Genomic DNA, 18276 nt, shown 5'->3' with positions numbered 1-18276 from the left:
TGTACGGACTTTGCCGGATCCCTGCCTAATGACTGGATAACGCCGTAGCCGGGGCGGCGTGACACGATATTGCCCGTGCCAGTGCCCTCCACGCCCCCGGCTGCAACGCCGGCGCCCGCAACCGGGCGCTACCCCCAGGTCGCCATGGTCGGCGGCGGTCAGTTGGCCCGGATGACCCACCAGGCCGCGATCGCGCTCGGTCAGCGACTACGGGTGCTGGCCGGCGCGGCCGACGAACCGGCGGCTCAGGTCACCCCCGATGTGGTCATCGGGTCGCACACCGACCTCGACGATCTGCGTCGGGTCGCGGCCGGGGCCACCGTCTTGACCTTCGATCACGAGCACGTCCCCGGCGAGCTGTTGGACAAGCTGGTGGCCGAGGGAGTCAACGTGGCCCCGCCGCCGGCGGCCTTGCGCCACGCCCAGGACAAGCTGGTGATGCGTCGCAAGCTGGCGGCGCTGGGGGCCCCGGTGCCCCGGTTCGCCGCGATCGAAACCGCTGCGGGCATGGCGGCCCTCGACGAGTTCGGGGCGCAGACCAGTGGCGCGATGGTGGTGAAGGCGGCCCGGGGCGGTTACGACGGGCGCGGGGTGTCGATCGTCGACGATGCGGCCGGGGCGCGGGCCGCCGTCGCCGACTATCTGGCCTCCGGGGTGCCGGTGCTGGTCGAGGAGCGGGTGGCGATGCGCCGGGAGCTCTCCGCGCTGGTCGCCCGATCACCATTCGGCCAGGGCGCGGCGTGGCCGGTGGTGGAGACGGTGCAGCAAGACGGGATCTGCGTGGCGGTGATCGCGCCGGCCCCCGAGCTGTCCGAGGAGTCGGCGGCCGCCGCACAGCGACTGGCGCTGCGGCTGGCCGATGAGCTGGGCGTGGTCGGGGTGCTCGCCGTTGAGCTCTTCGAGACGGTGGACGGCGAGTTGCTGGTCAACGAGCTGGCGATGCGGCCGCACAACTCCGGGCACTGGACCATGGACGGCGCGGCCACCAGCCAGTTCGAACAGCATCTGCGCGCCGTACTGGACTATCCGCTCGGCGCCACCGACCCGGTGGTGCCGGTGACCGTGATGGCCAACGTGCTCGGCGCGCCCGAGCCGCCAACGATGACGATCGACGAACGGCTTCACCACCTGTTCGCCCGCTATCCCGACGCGCGGGTGCACCTCTACGGCAAGGATGAGCGGCCCGGCCGCAAGATCGGGCACATCAACCTGCTCGGTGACGATGCGGCGGGTTCGGCGGAGCTGCGTGAGCGAGCTGAAAGCGCGGCACACTGGTTGTCGCACGGAATCTGGACGGACGGATGGGACCCGCATGAGTGAGCACAAGCCCGGTCCCCGGGTCGGCGTGATCATGGGCAGCGACAGCGACTGGTCGGTGATGGAGGAGGCGGCCATGGCGCTGGCCGAGTTCGACATCCCGTTCGAGGTCGGGGTGGTCTCGGCGCACCGCACCCCGCAACGGATGTTCGACTACGCCCGTGACGCCGCCGGCCGCGGCATCGAGGTGATCGTCGCCGGGGCGGGCGGCGCGGCGCACCTGCCCGGGATGGTGGCTTCGGCCACACCGCTGCCGGTGATCGGCGTGCCGGTTCCGCTGGCCCGGCTCGACGGGTTGGATTCGTTGCTGTCGATCGTGCAGATGCCGGCCGGGGTGCCGGTGGCCACCGTTTCCATCGGCGGCGCACGCAACGCCGGTTTGCTGGCAGTGCGAATCCTGGCTGCCGCCGACCCGGCGCTACGGGCCCGGATGGCGGCTTTCCAGCAGCAGCTGGCGGACACCGTGCTTGCGAAGGACGCCGCACTTCAAGGTAAAGTTACCGGCGAGTAGCTTAGGAGGCTGTCATGGCTGGGTGGGCCGGAAATCCGTCGTTCGACCTGTTCCAACTCCCCGAGGAGCACGATGAGTTGCGGGCAGCGATCCGCGCCTTGGTCGAGAAGGAGATCGCTCCGTACGCCAAGGAGGTCGACGAGCAGGCCCGCTTCCCCGAGGAGGCGTTGGCGGCACTGAATTCGTCGGGTTTCAATGCGGTGCACGTGCCCGAGGAGTACGGCGGGCAGGGTGCGGACTCCGTGGCGGCCTGCATCGTGATCGAGGAAGTCGCGCGCGTCGACGCATCTGCATCATTGATTCCCGCCGTTAACAAGCTGGGCACCATGGGGCTGATCCTGTCTGGCTCCGACGAGCTGAAGCAGCAGGTGCTGCCGGGCCTGGCCGCCGGTGAGGTGATGGCCTCCTACGCGTTGAGCGAGCGGGAGGCCGGCAGTGACGCCGCGGCGATGCGCACCCGCGCCAAGGCCGACGGCGACGACTGGATTCTCAACGGGTCCAAGTGCTGGATCACCAACGGCGGCAGGTCCAGTTGGTACACCGTGATGGCGGTGACCGACCCCGACCTGGACGCCAACGGCATCTCGGCGTTCATGGTCCACGTCGACGACGAGGGCTTCACCGTCGGGCCCAAGGAGCACAAGCTCGGTATCAAGGGCTCGCCGACCACCGAGTTGTACTTCGAGAACTGCCGCATCCCCGGCGACCGGATCATCGGCGAGCCCGGCACCGGGTTCAAGACGGCGTTGCGGACCCTGGACCACACCCGCCCGACCATCGGCGCGCAGGCCGTCGGCATCGCGCAGGGCGCCCTGGACGCGGCGATCGACTACACCAAGGATCGCAAGCAGTTCGGCAAGAACATCAGCAGCTTCCAGGGCGTGCAGTTCATGCTGGCCGACATGGCGATGAAGATCGAGGCGGCCCGGCTGATGGTCTACTCGGCTGCGGCGCGCGCCGAGCGCGGCGAGACCGAGCTGGGCTTCATCTCCGCGGCGAGCAAGTGCTTCGCCTCCGATGTGGCCATGGAGGTCACCACCGACGCCGTGCAGTTGTTCGGCGGGGCCGGCTACACCACCGACTTCCCCGTCGAGCGGATGATGCGTGACGCCAAGATCACCCAGATCTACGAGGGCACCAACCAGATCCAGCGTGTCGTGATGAGCCGGCACCTGCTGCGTTAAATTGGCTCGATGACATCCCGGTTCGAGACCGCCCGCGCGGCGCGCCAGGCGTTCGTCGACACGGTCGACGGACTCACCGACGCGGAGTTCGACCACGGCACCACCTTGTGCACCGGCTGGTCGCCGCGCGATGTGCTGGCGCACCTGATCGGCACTACCGAGATCGGCCGGTACCTGCGGGCACCGTGGCGGTTGCACAAGATCAACGCCGAGATCGTGGCGGCCGGGCGGCTTCGCGACCGCGACGAGATCATCGCCGCGGGCCGGCGCTGGGCGCAGGTGCCCGACCGGGCGATGGCCGGGCTGCTGCTGGGCGACGTGGCCATGCATCACCAGGACGTGCTGCGCGGGCTGGGGCGTTCTCGGGACATCCCGCCGGCCGAAGAGGCCGCGATCCTCGCCGAGGGCATGAGCCTGACGCTGCAGAAGCTGCAGCCGACGTTGCTGCGGTATCGGGTGGAGCCCACCAACGGGATCGGCCGGCCTCGCGGCCGTGGCATCGTGGTCCGTGGCACCGCCGAGGCGCTGGGGCTGTGGCTGGGCGGTAGAGACATATCCGATGTCGAGATCGGCTCCGTTCGCCCCGCCTAGGAGAGCTTCATGCCAGGACTTCTGCCCGACGTCGACCCGGACGGATTGCTGGAGTATTCGGTCGTCTACACCGACCGGGCGCTCAACCACATGTCGGTGCGTTTCCGTGACGTCATGACCGGCGTCTCGGCCATGCTGCGTGAGGTGTACCGCGCCGATGCGGCAATTCTGGTGCCCGGCAACGGAACCTGCGGCATGGAGGCGGTCGCGCGGCAGTTCGCCAACGGTGCCGACGTGCTCGTGGTGCGCAACGGGTTCTTCAGCTACCGGTGGAGTCAGATCCTGGAGACCACCGGCATCACCGACACCGTCACGGTGCTCACCGCGCGCCCGGCGGGTGACGGCGAACAGGCCCCCTGGGCACCCGCTCCCATCGACGAGGTCGAAGAGGCCATCGCGCGCACCCGGCCGGCGGTGGTGTTCGTCCCGCACGTCGAGACCGCCAGCGGAATCCTGCTGCCCGACGACTACCTGGCGCGCGTCGGAGCGGCGACGACGGCGGTGGGCGGCCTGTTGGTACTGGACTGCATCGCCTCCGGCGCGGTCTGGGTCGACATGACAGCGCTCGGCGTCGACGTGTTGGTCACCGCGCCGCAGAAGGGCTGGAGTGCCGAACCGGGCTGCGCCATGGTCGGCCTGTCCGGCCGGGCGCTGGCGGCCATGGAGCGCACCCGGAGCACCAGCTTCGCGCTGGACCTCAAGAAGTGGCGCGAGATCATGGCGGCCTACGAGAACGGTGGCCACGCGTATCACGCGACCATGCCGACCGGGGTCATCGGCCGGCTGCGCGACGCCATGGCCGAGACCCGCGACCGCGGTTTCGGCGAGGTCGCCGACCAGCAGTTCACCCTGGGGCGCAAGGTGCGTGCGCTGCTGGCCGAACGCGGCTTCCCCAGCGTGGCCGCGCCGGGCTTCGAAGCACCCGGGGTGGTGGTCAGCTACACCACCGATCCCGAGATCCGCTCCGGGAGAAAGTTTCTGGGGCAAGGGCTGCAGACGGCCGCCGGGGTGCCGCTGCAATGCGGCGAACCGGCGACGTTCAGCACCTTCCGGGTGGGGTTGTTCGGTCTGGACAAGCTGGCCGACATCGAGGGGACCGTCGCGCGACTGCGCTCCGCGATCGACCGGATCAGCTGAGCCCGCCCGCCATGACCGAAGCCGATCCGGCCCGCGCATCGAGCATCTACCTGGCCGCCGCCGAGGGCGGCACCGGCAAGGCCGTCATCGCGCTGGGGCTGCTGCACCTGTTGGCCGCCTCGTCGGCGCGGGTCGGGGTGTTCCGCCCGATCGTCCGCTCACTCGACGGGCCCGATGAGCAACTCGAGCTGCTGCTGGCGCACGCCACCGCCAGGATCGACGACCACGGCAGCTGTCGCGGCGTGACCTACCAGCAGGTCTACGCCGACCGGGAAGCCGCGCTGGGCGAGATCGTCACCCGGTTCCACGAGGTCGCGCACCAATGCGACACCGTGTTGGTGGTCGGCAGCGACTACAGCGACGTGGTCAACCCGAGCGAGTTGACGTTCAACGCCCGCGTCGCGGTGAACCTCGGCGCGCCGCTGGTGCTGGCCATCAACGGTCACCACCGCGAGGCGCAAGACATCGCTGAGATCACCGCGCGCTGCCTGGCCGAGGCGGCGGCCGTACATGCGCGCCCGGCCGCGGTGATCGCCAACCGCTGCGACCCCGACCGGTTGACGGAGATCACCGAGGCGATCTCGGGTCAGCCGGCCGCCGTCGACCTCCCGGCGTTCGCCGTTCCGGAGGTGGCGCTGCTGTCCGCGCCGACGATGGCCGAGCTCTGCGCGGCGCTGGATGGCACCGTCTACAGCGGTGACCCGGAGCTGCTGCGCCGGGAGGCGCTGAGCGTCATGGTCGGCGGCATGACCGCCGAGAACATCCTGGAGCGGCTCACCGAGGGCCAGGTGGTGATCGTGCCGGCCGATCGTTCCGACGTGTTGCTGGCACTGGTGAACGCCCATGACGCACAGGGCTTTCCGTCGCTGGCCGGGATCATTCTCAACGGCGGGCTGCTGCCGCACCCGGCCATCGACAAGCTGGTCAAGGGGCTGCGCCCCACGCTGCCGCTGATCGCCACCGGCCACCGCACCTATGACACCGCCGAGCAGGTGTCGCACACCGGGTCCCGGATCACCGTCGATTCGCTGCGCAAGATCGACACCGCGCTGCAGGTGATGGCCGACCACGTCGACGGCGCCGAACTGACCGAACGGATCCGGGTGCCGGCGTCGACGGTGGTGACCCCGCAGATGTTCAGCTACCGGCTGCTGGAGCGGGCCCGGGCCGACCGTCGCCACATCGTGCTGCCGGAGGCCACCGATGACCGGATCCTGTTGGCCGCCGGCCGGTTGCTGTCCCGCGGCATCGTGGACCTGACGCTGCTCGGGGTGGAAGATGTGGTGCGCCGGCGCGGCGCCGAGCTCGGCGTCGACCTGGATACGGCGCAGGTGGTCGACCCGGGCAGCAGCGGGCTGCTGGATTCGTTCGGTGCGGAATACGCCCGGCTGCGCGCCCACAAGGGCATGACCGAGGACCGCGCCCGCGAGATCATGCGCGACATCTCCTATTTCGGCACCATGATGGTGCAACTCGGTATCGCCGACGGCATGGTGTCCGGTGCCGCGCACACCACCGCCCACACCATCCGGCCGGCGTTCGAGATCATCCGGACCGCGCCGGGAGTGTCGACGGTGTCCAGTGTGTTCCTGATGTGCCTGTCGGACCGGGTGCTGGCCTACGGCGACTGTGCGGTGGTGCCCGACCCTACCGTCGAGCAACTCGCCGATATCGCCATCTCGTCGGCGGCCACCGCCGCGGCGTTCGGTATCGAACCCCGGGTGGCGCTGCTGTCGTATTCCACCGGTGAATCCGGGGCCGGTGCAGGTGTCGACAAGGTACGTGCCGCAACGCAACTGGTGCACGAGCGGCGCCCCGATCTGCTCGCCGACGGACCGATCCAGTACGACGCCGCGGTCGATGCGGGGGTGGCGGCCGCCAAACTGCCGGACTCGGCGGTGGCCGGACGGGCCACCGTGCTGGTCTTCCCCGACCTCAACACCGGCAACAACACCTACAAGGCGGTGCAGCGCAGCGCCGGCGCGGTGGCGATCGGGCCGGTGCTGCAAGGCCTGGCGAAACCGGTCAATGACCTGTCGCGTGGTGCGCTGGTCGACGACATCGTCTACACGGTGGCGATCACCGCGATCCAGGCGCAGAAGGTGGCCCGGTGAGCACGGTGTCGGCCGGGCTGGTGCTGGTGCTCAACTCCGGCTCGTCGTCGATCAAGTTCCGGCTGATCGACCCGGTGGCCGGCACCGCGGTGGTGTCGGGGCTGGTGGAGCAGATCGGCGAACCGGACTCGGCGGTCGCCGACCACGCCGCCGGACTGCGGCTGATCCATCAACGGTTGGCCGATTCCGGCGTGGACCTCGGTGAGGTTCGAGCGGTAGGCCACCGGGTGGTCCACGGCGGCACTAGGTTTCACGCACCGACTCTGATCACCGACGCGGTGGTGGCCGAGGTATCGCGGCTCGCCGAGCTGGCGCCGCTGCACAATCCGGCCAATGTGATCGGCATCGAGGTCGCCAGAGCCGACTTCCCGGATGTGCCGCACGTGGCGGTGTTCGACACCGGCTTCTTCCACTCCCTGCCGGCGGCCGCCGCCGCCTATGCGATAGACCGCGAGGTGGCAAGCCAGTACGGCATCCGCCGGTACGGGTTCCACGGCACCTCGCACGAGTACGTCTCCCGTGAGGCCGCGCTGTTGCTGGGCCGCGAGCCCGCGGAGGTGAACACCATCGTGTTGCACCTGGGCAACGGCGCGTCGGCGTCGGCGGTCCGCGGCGGGGTGGCCGTCGAGACCTCGATGGGTCTGACGCCGCTCGAGGGGCTGGTGATGGGAACCCGCTGCGGCGACATCGATCCCGGCGTGCTGTTTCATCTCAACCGCACCGCCGGCCTGGGCGTCGACAAGCTCGATGAGTTGCTCAACCGGCGCTCCGGGCTCAAGGGGCTATCCGGGGTCAACGATTTCCGCGAACTGCTACAACAGGTTTCACACGGGTCGCCGGCCGCGACCCTGGCCTACGACGTCTACATCCACCGGCTGCGCAAGTACGTCGGCGCCTACCTGGCGGTGCTGGGCCGCGTCGACGCGATCGCCTTCACCGCGGGAGTGGGGGAGAACGTTGCCGCGGTGCGCGAGGACGCGCTGGCCGGCCTGGACGGCCTGGGTATCGTCGTCGATCCGCAGCGCAATCGCGGCGGCAACGGCGCGCGGATCATCTCCGCCGAGCACTCGCGCAGCACCGTGCTGGTGGTGCCCACCAACGAGGAGCTGGCGATCGCCCGGGCGGCCTGGCAGTTCGTGTGACCGTCCCGGGCGCTTTCCTGCTGGTGGCTCAGCCTGACGGTTCCTGGCCCAAGAGATCCGCGTTGTGCTGGCCCGGTGCCGGCGGAGCGCCGGTGGCCACCGCCTCGAACGAGCCATAGCGGGCCGGGGTGCGCACCACGGTGACCGCGGCATCGCCGTCGCCGATTCGCAGCGCCAGCCGGTTCTCGGCGAACAGCGCGGTGTCGACGACCTGCTTCCAGGTGTTGGCCAGACACGCCATCAGGCCGTTGCGCTGCAACCGAGCCACCCATTCGGCCGATGTCGCCGAGGCCAGCGTGGTCTCCAGCTCGTCGGTGAGCTCGGCGTAGTTGATCGACCGGGAGCGCTGATCGGCGAACCGCGGATCCTCGACCAGGTCGGGCCGGCCGATGGTGCGGCACAGGATGTCCCAGTGCTTGGGGGTGTAGGCGCTGATGACGACGTGGCCGTCGGCGGTGCGGAAGGCGTCCGACGGCTGGGTGGCGAAGCCGACGCCCTTGCGGCGCTTGGCCGGCTGCCCGGCCGCAGGTCCGGCGGCAGCGGCCGCCGGCCGGTTCAGGTGCACGGTGAGCTGATTGGCCTGCAGGGCCACCGCCACGTCATACATCGCCACTTCCACGACATCGGCGACCCCGTGTCGCTCGCGGTTGAGCAACGCGGCCAGCACCGCCTGGGCCAGCACGTGCCCGCTGGCGTTGTCGACCAGCTGGAACGGGATGATCTGCGGTTTGCCGTCCGGGGTGCGCATTCCCGAGGTCATCCCGGCCTCGGCCGCCACCATCAGGTCGACCCCGGGCCGGTCGCCGTTGGGGCCGTTGCCGCCGTAGGCCGACAACCGCGCGTAGACCAGCTTCGGGTTTCGCGCACGCAATTCGTCGGGCCCCAGCCCCAGCCGTTCCATCACACCGGGCCGGAACGCCTCCAGCACGACGTCGGCGGTGTCGACCAAGGACAGGATCTGCTGTTTGGGACCGTCGGCCCGCAGATCGGCGGTCACCGACTTCTTGCCGCGGTTGTTGGGCAGAAAATAGACGGCCAGCGGCGGACGGCCCGGCAGCACCGAGGTGATCTGCCGGCTGGCCTCGCCGCCCGGCGCCTCCACCTTGATGACCTCGGCGCCCAGGTCGGCCAGTACCTGGCCGGCCAGCGGCCCGGCCACGTTCTGGGTGAAGTCCAGCACCCGGAATCCGTCCAGTGGTTTCGGGCCCGAATCGTCGGTCATCTGCTCAGCCCTCTCCGATGCCGGCCGGACGGCCCGGCGAGCCGCCGTCCGGCGATGATGAGCAACACCATGAACACGATAGGCACAGTGCCCCGGATCCCGGGCGGACGCCGATGCCCGATCCGCTCGATGGGAGTCGGGGTAAGGTTCGGTGCTGTGAAATCCGGCCGATGGTCTGTGTTGCCGACTTTGCTCGTTGTTGGCGCACTTGCCGTTTCGGCGTGCGGCGGCTCCCCTGAGGAGGCGGCCTCGCCGGCCGGGCCGGAGTCGACGGTGGATTGCGGCGGTAAGCAGGACCTGCACGCCGCCGGCTCGGCGGCCCAGCAGAACGCGATCGCACAGTTCGGCTACGCCTACGGCCGGGCCTGCCCGGGGCAGACGCTGAACTACACCGCCAACGGCTCGAGTGCCGGGGTCGACGACTTCCTTGCCGCCGAGACCGACTTCGCCGGCACCGACGTGGCGCTGGATCCGGCCAAAGGGCAGCCGGAACGGGCCGCGGAGCGGTGCGGCTCACCGGCATGGCACCTGCCGACGGTGTTCGGCCCGATCGCGGTCACCTTTCACATCAGCGGAGTCGGCGCGCTGAACCTCGACGGCCCGACCGTGGCGAAGATCTTCAACGGCACGATCGGCACCTGGGACAACCCCGCCATCAAGGCGCTCAATGCGGGCGTGGCGCTGCCGTCGACACCCATCCACGTGGTGTACCGCAGCGATAAGTCCGGGCTCACGGCCAACTTCCAGAGGTATCTCGAGAACGCCTCCGAGGGGGCCTGGTACGCCGCCGACGGCGAGATGTTCAACGGCGGCGTCGGCGAGGGTGCCGCCGGCAACAACGGCACGTCGGCGGCGCTGCAGAACACCGACGGCTCCATCAGCTACAGCGAGTGGTCGTTCGCGGCGGGCAAGCAGTTGCCCATGGCACAGATCATCGCCACGGCCGGCGACCGGCCGGTGTCCATCTCCGCCGAGTCGGTCGGCAAAACGATCGCCGGCGCGAGATTCGCGGCCGGCTCCGGGCACGGCAACGACCTCGTGCTGGACATGTCATCGCTGTACAAGCCGAGCACCCCGGGCGCCTACCCGATCGTGTCGGCGACCTATCAGATCGTCTGCTCGAAATACGCCGACGACGCCACCGCAACGGCGGTCAGGGCGTTCCTGCAGGCCGCGATCGGTCCCGGACAGGACGGCCTGGACCAGTACGGGTCGATCCCGCTGCCGGAAGCCTTCGCAGCCAAGGTGCTGGCCGCGGTGAACGCCGTCTCCTGACCGGTTGCCCAGTCGCCGCCGGTTAGGCTGGTAGCCGGTCTTTCGCCGCGGATTCGCGGCACGGTGGTGCGCAGCGGTCGAAAGGAGTGTCGTCGGTGAACAACACCGAGCCCGGTTCGCGGGCCGGGTCACGGTTCGGCCCCTACCAGCTCGGCGACCTGCTGGGCCACGGCGTCGTGGGTGAGGTCTACCGGGCCGAGGACACCCGCAACGACGAAATGGTGGCGCTGAGGCTGATCTCCGAATCGCTCTCCGGTCACGAGGCGTTCCGCAGTCGGCTGGAAGACGAGGCCGAAGCCGCCGGTCAGTTGACCGAACCGCACGTGGTGTCGATCCGGGCCTACGGCGAGATCGACGATCTGCTGTACCTGGAAACCGACCTGGTCGAAGGCACCGACCTGGCCACCGTGTTGGCCGACGGCGGCGCGTTGAGCCCACCGCGGGCGGTGGCCGTCGTGCGGCAGATCGCCGCGGCGCTGGACGCCGCCCACAACGCCGACGTCGTCCACCGCGATGTCAAACCCGCCAACATCCTGGTCACCGACGACGACCTGGCCTACCTGATGGACTTCGGGGTGGCTGCGGCGATCGCCGACCCCGGGAAGCCCGCCGACCCGGCGACCGGCCCGGTGGCCTATATGGCGCCCGAACGGCTGACCGGCGAGCAGGCCACCCACCTCGCCGATATCTACGCACTGGCCGCCGTGCTGGCCGAGTGCCTGAGCGGCGTGCCCGCATTCACCGCCGACACCGTCGACGCCGCGCTGCAGGAACGCCGGACGGCCGCCGCCCCGCGCCCCAGCAAGCTGCGCCCGGGACGCGTTCCGGCCGCCATCGACGACGTGCTGGCCCGCGGGATGGCCCGCAAACCCGAGGACCGCTACAGCAGCGCCGGTGAGCTGGCCGCCGCCGCCTACCAGGCGCTGACCGAGCCCGAACGCCATCAGGTGAGCAGGATCCTGCGGCGAGGCGAGCCGGCGCTGCACCTGCCCGGCGGCCTGGAACCCGAGACCAGGCCCGACGCCCGCCCCGACACCGCGACCGGCGGCTGGGGCGATACCGCGGCGCAGCCGGCGGCGGCCGGCCCGGGCTGGCCGGCGCCCGGTGAGGAGTCCGGCGCACGGTTGGGCGGACCGTTCCCGGTGTCCCCGCTGCTGCAGACCGACCTGGCCGCCGAGACCCCGCCGATGCCGACCGCGTCTCGTCGCCGGCGGCTGCCGAGCAAACCGGTGCTGGTGGCCGGCGCGGTGCTGGCCGCGGTCGCCGTCGCCGCCGCGGTGGGCCAGCTGGTGAGCCGGCCGTCATCGGCGACACCGGTGGCAGCGCCCCCGCAGGACGTGCTGCCGTTCACCGACCTCGACTATCGGCTCTCGCCCGGCGGGGTGGCGCTGGACGCCGAGGGCAACGTCTATGTCAGCAGCGAGGGCATGCACGGGCGGGTGGTGAAGCTGGCGGCCGGCTCGGACTCCTCGACGGTGCTGCCGTTCAGCGACCAGTACCAGCCGCGGGGCCTGGTGGTCGACGACATCGGCAACGTCTACTTCTCCGACGCCAGCCGGGTCGTCAAGCTGGCCGCCGCCGACGACTCCCACACGGTGCTGCCGTTCGCCGGCCTGGACGATCCCGACGGGGTGGCGGTGGACTCCGACGGCAACGTCTACGTCGCCGACCGCGGCAGCGATCTGGTGCTGCGGCTCGAATCCGGCACGAATACCCAGACCGCGCTGCCCTTCGTCGGTCTCAACAAGCCCGACGGGGTGGCGGTGGACTCGGCCGGCAACGTCTACGTCACCGACACCGGCAACAACCGGGTGCTCAAGCTGGTGGCGGTCTCCAACGAGCAGGTGGTGTTGCCGTTCGTCGGGATCGTCTCGCCGCGGGGTATCGCGGTCGACGACGGCGGCAACGTCTATGTCACCGAGCACAACCGCAACAAGGTCGTGAAGCTGGCGGCCGGGGCGGCCATCCCGGTGGTGTTGCCGTTCACCGGCCTCAACGCCCCGTTGGACGTCGCGGTGGACAAGCACGGCAACGTCTACGTCGCCGACCGCGGCAATGATCGGGTGGTCAAGGTCGACGCCGACCGCTGAGAGCCGTTTCACGCCGGATCCTGCAGGCTGAGCGGCCCGGCGGCGGGCCCGGGCCCGAAATGGGCGGTAGCATTTTTGTCGTGGACAGTCGCGTCGTGGGCCCCGATGCGGCCGTGGATCCGAGCGGCGTGGACGTCGGCCGCCGTCACGATCACCCCGGACATCGCACCGTCATCCGCCCGGTGTTCGACGCGGGCTGGCATCGCGCCGCACGCTGGGCCCGGCGGCTGGCCTGGGTCAGCCTGCTGGTCGTCGGGGTGGAAGGCGTGGTGGGGATCTGGCAGGGCCTGGCGGCCGGCTCGATCGCGCTGACCGGCTGGGCGCTGGGTGCCATTCCCGAGGCGCTGGCCGGGGCCATCGTGATCTGGCGGTTCACCGGCGCCCGCACGCTGTCCGAGACCGCCGAGCGGCGCGCCCAGATCGGGGTGGCGGTGTCGTTCTGGATCAACGCCCCCTACATCGCCGCCGAGTCGGTCCGCCACCTGTTCGGTGACCACCGCGCCGAGAGCAGCCTCATCGGGATCGCGCTCACCTCGGTGGCAGTGCTGGTGATGCCGGTACTGGGCCGCGCGCAGCGACGGCTCGGCACCCGGCTGGGCTCGGCGGCCACCGTCGGGGAAGGCGTACAGAACTATCTGTGCGCGATCCAGGCCGCCGCGGTGCTGGTGGGGTTGACGCTGACCGCGCAGTGGGCGGGCGGATGGTGGCTGGACCCGCTGATCGGGCTGGCGGTGGCGGCGGTGTCGGTCTGGCAGGGCTTCCGGTCCTGGCGCGGCGAGGGTTGCGGCTGCTGAGCAAAGTCCCGACTGTCCTGGAGCTGGTGGTGTTGCTCGACAGGAACAGTCGGGACGGGGACAGATTACGCCTCCGCGGCGCCCGATGCCATCGGTTCGCGATCCAGCTTGTAGCGGATCAGCCGCGAACTGTTGGCGACCACCGCCACCGACGAGGCGTTGTGCAGGATCGCCGCCAGCACCGGTGACAGCGCTCCGCCGGCGCCGATCAGCAGGCCGACGGCGTTGACCGCGATCGACATGCCGTAGTTCTGCCGGATCACCTCGACCGCCCGGCTGCCCAGGTCGCGGACGTCCAGCAACCGCCGCAGGTCGTCGTTGGCCAGCGCGACGTCGGCGGTCTCCACCGCCACGTCGGTGCCGGCCAACCCCATCGCGATGCCGATGTCGGCGGCGACCAGTGCCGGCGCGTCGTTGACGCCGTCACCGATCATGCCGACGACGTAGCCCTCGTCCTGCAGGTCGCGAACCACCTGCAGCTTGTCCTCGGGCAGCACCTCGGCGCGCCATTCGGCGATGCCGAGTTCGGCGGCCACCGCCGCGGCGGTCTCCGGGTGGTCGCCGGTGAGCATCACGACGCGGCGAATACCCTTGGCGCGCAACTGCTCGAGCACCTCGTGCGCCTCCGGGCGTACCTCGTCGCGCAGGCTGATCAACCCGACCAGGGTGCCGTCGACGGCCAGCAGCAACGGGGTCTCGGCCTGGGCGCGCAACTTGGTGACCCAGCCCGCCGCCTTCTTCGAGATGCGGACCTTCTCGGCGCGCAGCAGATTCGGGCTGCCCAGCAGCAGGGTGCGCCCGTCGGCCCAGGTCCGGATGCCCAGCCCCACCAGGACTTCGCACTCCTCGTGCGGCGGGATCACGATGTGCCGCTCCTCAGTGGAGCGGATCACCGCCTCGGCCAGCGGGTGCCGCGAGTGCAGCTCCGAGCTGGCGGCGTAGGCGAGCACCTGCTCGGGCTCCCAATCCTTGTGGATGGCAACGATGTTCGTCACCACAGGGCGGCCCACCGTGAGTGTCCCGGTCTTGTCGAACACGATGGCGTCGACCCGGCCGGCCTGTTCGAGGTGCGAGCCGCCCTTGATCAGGATCCCGCGCCGGGCGCCGTTGCCGATCGCCGCGCTGATCGCCGTCGGTGTGGCCAGCCCGACCGCGCACGGGCAGGCGATCAGCAGCATCGTCATCGCGCGGCGGACGTCGCCGGTCACCAGCAGGGTGAACGCCGACAGGATGAACGAGGCCGGCACGAAACGGCGGGAGAAGTTCTCGCCGACGGTCTGGATCGGGGCGCGGTCGTGCTGGGCCTCCTCGACGCGGCTGATGATCCGGCCGATCACGGTCTGGCTGCCGACCGCGGTGGCGCGCACCACCACCCGGCCGCGCACCACCACCGACCCGGCGTGCACCGCCGTCCCGGCGATCACGCTGACCGGCAGGGTCTCGCCGGTGATCGCCGACTGGTCGACGATGGCCTCGCCGTCGATGACCTCGCCGTCGACCGGGATCGCGACGTGGTCGTGGACGATGACCTCGTCGCCGAGCTGCACCGTGTCGATCGGTACCTGCACCTCGGTGTATTCCGGATTTTCCGGGGGCCCTTGGCCCAAACGCACCCAGGCGGTGTCCTGACTGCCGCGCAACAGATCCGAGATCGCGCGCCGGGTGCGTCGCAGCGTCAGGTCCTGCAGGTACTCGCCGATGTTGAGCAGCCACAGCACGGTGAGTGCCACCACGTTCTCGCGCAGTACCAGGCTGGCGATGGTCGCGGCGGTCACCAGCGCGTCGGTGCCGGCGCGTCCGGATCGGATCGAGCGCAGCGCGCCGCGCAGGAACGGATAGCCCATGAAGACCGTCGCGCCGGTGGCGACCAGTTGGCCGCTCGGCCCGAGCAGCGGTGGCCGGGCGAACACGTAGCGGCGCAGGCCCAGCATCGCCAGCGCGGTGCCGCCGATCACCATGCGCAGCACATCGGTGTTGCGGATATCCGCCGAGCGCGGCGTGCGGGCCGGGATGAGGTCGGCCGCGACGTCGGCCGCGTCGCGGATGGCGGCCAGGATCGCATCGGTGTCGCAGCGCTGGGGGGAATACCAGACCACCACCGAGCCGGTGCGCGGGTAGGCGTGCACGGTGCGCACCCCGTTGACCCGGCCGGCCGTCTCCTCGACTGCCACCGCGCGTCGCGAGTCGCCGCGGACCCAGGGGGTGCGCACCCGCATCCGGCCGGCGGCGTCGGAGACGACGATCAGCTCTGCGCTGTTGGCGGCGCTCACGTCGCCGCGATCAATGGTCGTGGTCGTGTGCGACGGCCACCGCCGGCGGGGTGGCCTCCTCGCCGATGCGTTCGCGTGCCTCGGCCACCACGTCGGCCACCTTCAGCCGTGCCGACTCGGCGACCTCTTCGGCCCGCCGGGTGCCGCGCAGGCTCCACTCGGTGGCGGTCACCGCGGCTTCGTGCAGCGGAGCCTTCTCCAGCGCCTTGCGCACCACCTCGTAGGCGCTAACGCCGACCAGCCCGGTGAACACCGTGGTCGCCGCTTTCGCCAGCAGTCCCTGTACCGCCATGAGTCATCCCCTTCAGATCCTGGTTCTCGCCGGTAAGAGCATCAGCATATAAGCATTTATGCATGAATGCCAGGCCGCCGAACCGAGCCTGCCGCCGGGTCAGCCCAGGGCGCGGGTCACCTTCTCGCTTTCCCGGCGGCGTGCTTGGACGTCCGGGTCCGGATTGCCGACCTGCACCAGCGAGGCGCCCACGGCGAAGACCGCCAGCATGTTGTCGATCAGCCGGGCCGGCGTCTGCCAGTCGTTGGCCGACCACACCCGATCGGCAGCCGTCAAACCGGTTGCGGCCGCGGATTTCTCACACAGCGCCAGCACCTCGTCGGCGGACGATCCGGCCAGCGCCGCGCCGGGAGAGCGCTCGGGGTCGAGGTGGTCGCCATGCACCCGCACCGCCGTCGCGTAGTCGGTGACACCTACCGGCAGATCCGGTGCCGGCCGGCCGAACGGGTCCAGCGACGCCATCACCACCTCGCCGCCGGTGGCGGCCACAGCTGCGTCGGCCTCGTCGAGCCGGTCGGCGGTGCATAGCGCGATGTCGGCGTCCGGTGCTGCGTCGCCGAGCAGTACTTCGGCGCCGATCCACCACACCCCGAACAGCACCGCCGCGGTCTGCCAGTGTGCCGGCAGCAATACCGCCACCCGGGCGCCCGGACCGGCGCCGAGTTCGTCACGCAGCAGGTTGCCGGTCTTGGCGGCCCAGTTCGCCAGCGTCGCCGCCGACAACTCGATGCGTTCGCCGGTGGCGTCGTCGTAGTAGGTGATCCGTGGTCCCACCGGATCGGCGCGCATGATCGGATCAAGGATCGCCGAGCTGAGGTTGGTCACCTCAGCGACGTTAGTTCACGCATTGCGGGTCGCCGGAACCCGCGGTCAGAATCGGTGACGGGGGCGGGATTTCGCTCACGCCGCCGTCTTCGGCGCCGGAGATGCCGGCCACCTCGGCGTAGCCCCCGCCGCCCAGGCCCGAGCCCGGTCCGGTGTAGTCGTCGGCCAGCACGACGCGCACCGCGCCGGCGGGCACCGACTCGTTGGACACCACCGGCAACCCGCCGAGGTCCTTGGCCACCGCCTGCGCGCCGGGATCGTCGGTATTGGCGGCCTGCACCTGGCTGGCGGGCACATGGGCGGCCTCGTTGTTGCCGACCGCGCCGGTGCCGAATCCCTTGGCCCGCAGCACTCCCGAGACCGCGGCGGCCAAGCCGTTGATGTCGGTGTCGTTGTAGACGCTGGCGGTGGTGTGCTCCGGTTCGTATGCCAGCTGCTCGGTCTTGCCCTCGTCCTGATCATGCAGCAGCCCGTCGACCCAGTCGGCCACCTGGCCCGGATCGACCCGCACCACACTCTGCATGCCGTCGTCGCTCCAGCCGGATTCCTCGAGCACCGGGATGGTGGCGAATGCGACCTTGCCGCCGGCCAGATCCTGCAGCTTGGTGATGAAATCCAGCACGTCCCAGCCCTCTGACAGCACCACCGACCGCTGCACCGCCGCCTGCAGCCGCGACAGCGTGGCCGGGCTCGACAGCGTCTTGCCGGAGATGACCTTGTGGGCCAGCGACGCCATCACCGCCTGCTGGCGGCGCACCCGGTCCAAGTCGCCGTGCGGCAGCTCGTGGCGCTGCCGCACGAAGCTCAGCGCCTGGGCGCCGCCGAGCCGCTGCCAGCCGGCCGGGAAATCCGCGCCGGAGAGTTCTTCGTACACCGGCTCCCGCAGGCAGACGTCGACGCCGCCGAGCGCGTCGGTGATCAGCGAGAAGCCCAGCAGACCGATCTCGGCGTAGTGGTCGACGGTGACCCCGGTCAACTCGGCCACGGTCTGGATCAGCGCCTCCCGGCCGGCCTGGGTGCCGCGGGCCTGGGCCTGGACCGGGTCCATCCCGGTTTCGACCAGCGCGTCGGCGGTCTCCAGCCGGGTGGCGCCATAGACGCCGTTGATCTTGGTTTTGTCCAGCCCGGGTGCCGCCACGTAGGAGTCACGGGGGATCGAGATCGCGGTGGCCGACTTCCCGTTGTTGGGGATGCGGACCAGGATGATGGTGTCGGTGTTGGTGGCGTCATCGTCGCCGACCCGCAGCGCCGCCAGCTCCTCGGGCGTCAGCGGGTTGCCGTGGGCGTCGGTGCGGCTGTCCATCCCGACCAGCAGGATGTCGACCGCGCCGTCGGATCCGCCTTGGCCCAGGGCCAGCGACGCGACGTGGAAGATGCCGTCCTCGAAGGAGCGGACCTGGCTCCAGGCCACCCCGGTTCCCAGCACGATGACGACGGCTGCCACGGTCGCGATCACACGAATCACACGTTGCGCAGGCATCACATCAGGCTACTTGTGTCACAGCTGTATCG

Annotated in this window: 15 protein-coding genes; 10 read left to right on the top strand and 5 right to left on the bottom strand. The window is 70.4% G+C overall.

Features of this window, described 5'->3' with window-relative positions:
* Positions 1 to 144 precede the first annotated feature (144 nt).
* From BST10_RS01370 to BST10_RS01340, 7 genes are read left to right on the top strand one after another with little or no spacing between them, the layout of a single operon-like run.
* Complete coding sequence (locus tag BST10_RS01370; RefSeq protein ID WP_109559348.1) at positions 145 to 1320, top strand: 5-(carboxyamino)imidazole ribonucleotide synthase; 1176 nt, start codon at positions 145 to 147, stop codon at positions 1318 to 1320.
* The gene (purE, locus tag BST10_RS01365; RefSeq protein ID WP_083035963.1) at positions 1313 to 1828 is read left to right on the top strand and encodes a 5-(carboxyamino)imidazole ribonucleotide mutase; all 516 of its coding nucleotides are present in this window, start codon (positions 1313 to 1315) and stop codon (positions 1826 to 1828) included. The genes BST10_RS01370 and purE overlap by 8 nt, the downstream gene beginning before the upstream one ends.
* A gap of 14 nt (positions 1829 to 1842) precedes the next feature.
* Positions 1843 to 3012 (top strand): acyl-CoA dehydrogenase, encoded by a 1170-nt coding sequence (locus tag BST10_RS01360; RefSeq protein ID WP_083035961.1) that lies wholly within the window; start codon positions 1843 to 1845, stop codon positions 3010 to 3012.
* Positions 3013 to 3021: 9 nt separating this feature from the next.
* Entirely contained in the window at positions 3022 to 3603 is a 582-nt protein-coding gene (locus BST10_RS01355) for a maleylpyruvate isomerase family mycothiol-dependent enzyme (RefSeq protein WP_083035958.1), read from the top strand.
* Positions 3604 to 3612: 9 nt separating this feature from the next.
* Positions 3613 to 4740, top strand: a complete 1128-nt coding sequence (locus BST10_RS01350; protein WP_083035956.1) for an aminotransferase class V-fold PLP-dependent enzyme — start codon at positions 3613 to 3615, stop codon at positions 4738 to 4740.
* Positions 4741 to 4751: 11 nt separating this feature from the next.
* Entirely contained in the window at positions 4752 to 6854 is a 2103-nt protein-coding gene (gene pta, locus BST10_RS01345; protein ID WP_083035954.1) for a phosphate acetyltransferase, read from the top strand.
* A gap of 5 nt (positions 6855 to 6859) precedes the next feature.
* Entirely contained in the window at positions 6860 to 7996 is a 1137-nt protein-coding gene (locus BST10_RS01340) for an acetate kinase (RefSeq protein ID WP_165757166.1), read from the top strand.
* Positions 7997 to 8024: 28 nt separating this feature from the next.
* On the opposite strand, the gene BST10_RS01335 is transcribed toward BST10_RS01340, so the two are convergent.
* Positions 8025 to 9218 carry a CoA transferase gene (locus BST10_RS01335; RefSeq protein ID WP_083035949.1) on the bottom strand — a complete coding sequence of 398 codons (1194 nt, stop codon included), beginning with the start codon at positions 9216 to 9218 and terminating at the stop codon, positions 8025 to 8027.
* Between the two features lie 156 nt (positions 9219 to 9374).
* Here BST10_RS01335 and pstS point away from each other — a divergent pair, with 156 nt between their 5' ends.
* The 3 genes from pstS (at position 9375) to BST10_RS01320 (ending at position 13377) form a co-directional block, all read left to right on the top strand.
* Entirely contained in the window at positions 9375 to 10493 is a 1119-nt protein-coding gene (gene pstS, locus BST10_RS01330; protein ID WP_235673629.1) for a phosphate ABC transporter substrate-binding protein PstS, read from the top strand.
* Between the two features lie 95 nt (positions 10494 to 10588).
* Positions 10589 to 12583, top strand: a complete 1995-nt coding sequence (locus tag BST10_RS01325; RefSeq protein WP_083036133.1) for a serine/threonine-protein kinase PknD — start codon at positions 10589 to 10591, stop codon at positions 12581 to 12583.
* Positions 12584 to 12765: 182 nt separating this feature from the next.
* A complete protein-coding gene (locus BST10_RS01320) occupies positions 12766 to 13377 on the top strand; it encodes a cation efflux transmembrane domain-containing protein (RefSeq protein ID WP_109559364.1) in 612 nt (203 codons plus the stop codon).
* A 65-nt stretch (positions 13378 to 13442) separates the two neighbouring features.
* Here BST10_RS01320 and ctpC read toward each other — a convergent pair whose 3' ends face one another.
* The 4 genes from ctpC to BST10_RS01300 all read right to left on the bottom strand — a co-directional run bounded on the left by ctpC (position 13443) and on the right by BST10_RS01300 (position 18244).
* Complete coding sequence (ctpC, locus tag BST10_RS01315) at positions 13443 to 15593, bottom strand: manganese-exporting P-type ATPase CtpC (protein ID WP_109559363.1); 2151 nt, start codon at positions 15591 to 15593, stop codon at positions 13443 to 13445.
* 64 nt (positions 15594 to 15657) lie between these two features.
* Positions 15658 to 15939, bottom strand: a complete 282-nt coding sequence (locus BST10_RS01310; RefSeq protein ID WP_083035940.1) for a DUF1490 family protein — start codon at positions 15937 to 15939, stop codon at positions 15658 to 15660.
* A gap of 99 nt (positions 15940 to 16038) precedes the next feature.
* The gene (locus BST10_RS01305) at positions 16039 to 16764 is read right to left on the bottom strand and encodes a TIGR03089 family protein (protein WP_264079619.1); all 726 of its coding nucleotides are present in this window, start codon (positions 16762 to 16764) and stop codon (positions 16039 to 16041) included.
* Between the two features lie 10 nt (positions 16765 to 16774).
* The gene (locus tag BST10_RS01300) at positions 16775 to 18244 is read right to left on the bottom strand and encodes an LCP family protein (protein WP_205277413.1); all 1470 of its coding nucleotides are present in this window, start codon (positions 18242 to 18244) and stop codon (positions 16775 to 16777) included.
* Between the last annotated feature and the right edge of the window lie 32 nt (positions 18245 to 18276).

It is taken from the genome of Mycolicibacter algericus DSM 45454 (assembly GCF_002086455.1).
GTDB lineage: Bacteria > Actinomycetota > Actinomycetes > Mycobacteriales > Mycobacteriaceae > Mycobacterium > Mycobacterium algericum.
Note: the sequence above shows the minus strand (reverse complement) of the source record. Positions and strands in the feature narration are given on the sequence as shown.